The organism is Nocardioides sp. P5_C9_2, from assembly GCF_054049555.1.
The window spans coordinates 1-2,399 of record NZ_JBFUMD010000543.1 but is presented as its reverse complement, the minus strand read 5'-3'; the positions used below and the strand labels follow the sequence as shown (position 1 = coordinate 2,399).

The 2,399-nt window shown below is 68.4% G+C and carries 2 protein-coding genes; one reads left to right on the top strand and one right to left on the bottom strand.

Annotated elements, in window-relative coordinates; genetic code table 11:
• On the bottom strand, window positions 1–217 hold a 217-nt coding region (locus ACXJKL_RS19380; RefSeq protein ID WP_457208633.1), incomplete at its 3' end, for a 1-acyl-sn-glycerol-3-phosphate acyltransferase.
• Window positions 218–334: 117 nt separating this feature from the next.
• Here ACXJKL_RS19380 and thrS point away from each other — a divergent pair.
• The gene (gene thrS / locus ACXJKL_RS19375; protein ID WP_457208632.1) at window positions 335–2,326 is read left to right on the top strand and encodes a threonine--tRNA ligase; all 1,992 of its coding nucleotides are present in this window, start codon (window positions 335–337) and stop codon (window positions 2,324–2,326) included.
• The last annotated feature ends 73 nt before the right edge of the window (window positions 2,327–2,399 follow it).

Genomic DNA, 2,399 nt, shown 5'->3' with positions numbered 1-2,399 from the left:
TCGGGGCGAGTGGGCCGCGGAAGAACTCCTGCTTGACCATGATGTGCGGCTGCCGGCCCTGGCTCCACGCGAGGAGCAGCGAGAAGACCCAGTCCCAGTTGGACGTGTGCGGGGCGCCCACCACGATGCCGTGCGACGGCAGGGTCCCCTCGGTGCRCCAGCGCACCAGACGCAGGACGGTGCGGGCGAGACGGGGACGGACCACCATGCGCGACATGGGCGCAGGCTACTGGGGAGGACCGCACCGAAACCGGGGTGAGCCGCACCGCGTCCGGCCGATAGCATCGAGTGGTCCGCTCATCGAACCGAGCACCGCCAACCCAAGGAGCATCCCGTGTCCGACATCAAGGTCGTCCGCACCCACGCTGGACAGCGTGAGGAGCAGACCCTGACGACGGGCACCAAGGCCTGGGAGCTCTTCAAGGACGACGCCGACGTCATCGCGGCCCGCGTGGGTGGGGACCTCCGGGACCTGTCCCACGTGCTGGAGGACGGCGACGAGGTCGAGGGCGTCGAGGTGGGCAGCCCGGACGGCCGCGACATCCTGCGCCACTCGACCGCGCACGTGATGGCGCAGGCGGTCCAGCAGCTCTTCCCCGCGGCCCGGCTCGGCATCGGCCCGCCGATCGACAACGGCTTCTACTACGACTTCGACGTCGAGACCCCCTTCGTGCCCGAGGACCTGGTCAGGATCGAGTCCGCGATGCGCAAGATCATCAAGGAGAACCAGCGCTTCGAGCGCCGGGTCACCACCGATGCCGCGGCGCTCGACGAGCTCCAGGACGAGCCCTACAAGATCGAGCTGATCGGCCTCAAGGGCGGCGCCGGTGCCGACGACACCGAGGGCGCGGCAGTCGAGGTCGGCGCCGGCGAGCTCACCATCTACGACAACATCGGTCGGAGCGGTGAGACCAAGTGGTCCGACCTGTGCCGTGGTCCGCACCTCCCGACCACCAAGCGGATCCCCGCGTTCAAGCTGATGCGCAGCGCCGCGGCGTACTGGCGCGGCGACGAGAAGAACAAGCAGCTCCAGCGCATCTACGGCACCGCCTGGGAGACCAAGGAGGCGCTCGAGGAGCACCTCCACCGGATCGAGGAGGCCGAGCGCCGCGACCACCGCAAGCTCGGCCGTGAGCTCGACCTCTACTCGTTCCCCGACGAGATCGGGTCCGGTCTGCCGGTCTTCCATCCCAAGGGCGGCGTGATCAAGCGCGAGATGGAGGACTACGTCCGCCAGCGGCACATCGAGGAGGGGTTCGAGTACGTCGGCACCCCTCACATCGCCAAGGAGGGGCTCTTCTACACCTCGGGCCACCTGCCCTACTACGGCGACGGGATGTTCCCCGCGCTCGACGTGGACGGCATGGACTACCGCCTCAAGGCGATGAACTGCCCGATGCACAACCTCATCTACCGCTCCCGGCAGCGCTCCTACCGTGAGCTGCCGCTCCGGCTCTTCGAGTTCGGCTCGGTCTACCGCCACGAGAAGTCCGGTGTCGTGCACGGGCTGACCCGGGTCCGCGGGTTCGCCCAGGACGACTCCCACTCCTACGTCACCCCCGAGCAGGCGCCGGGCGAGATCAAGCACCTGCTCGACTTCTGCCTCGGCCTCTTCCGCGACTTCGGCCTTCATGACTTCTACCTCGAGCTCTCGACCCGGGACGACTCCAAGCCGGACAAGTTCATCGGCTCGGACGAGGACTGGGAGATGGCCACCGAGGTGCTGCGCCAGGTGTGCGAGGAGTCGGGTCTGGAGCTCGTCCCCGACCCCGGGGGCGCTGCCTACTACGGCCCCAAGGTGTCGGTGCAGGCGCGCGACGCCATCGGGCGGACCTGGCAGATGTCGACCATCCAGTACGACTTCAACCAGCCGTCGACCGATCGCTTCAACCTCGAGTACGTCGCCGCCGACGGCACCCGCAAGCAGCCGGTGATGATCCACTCCGCCAAGTTCGGCTCGATCGAGCGGTTCATCGGGGTCCTGGTCGAGCACTACGCCGGCGCGTTCCCGCCCTGGCTGGCGCCGGTCCAGGTCCAGGGCATCCCGATCGCCGAGCGTCACAACGACTACCTCTTCGACATCGCGAAGCAGATGAGGGCGCAGGGCCTCCGGGTCGAGGTCGACGAGTCCGACGACCGGATGCAGAAGAAGATCCGCAACGCACAGCTGCAGAAGGTGCCGTTCATGATGATCGCCGGCGACGACGACGTCGAGAAGGGAGCAGTGTCCTTCCGCTACCGCGACGGGCGCCAGGACAACGGCGTGCCCCTCGAGGAGGCCATCGCCCGCGTCCGGCAGGCGGTCGCCTCCCGTGAGCAGGTCTGATCGCGACGTGCCCGACCCCGACGGCCTGACCCGGCTGTGGACGCCGTACCGGATGGCCTACGTCCGCTCGGAC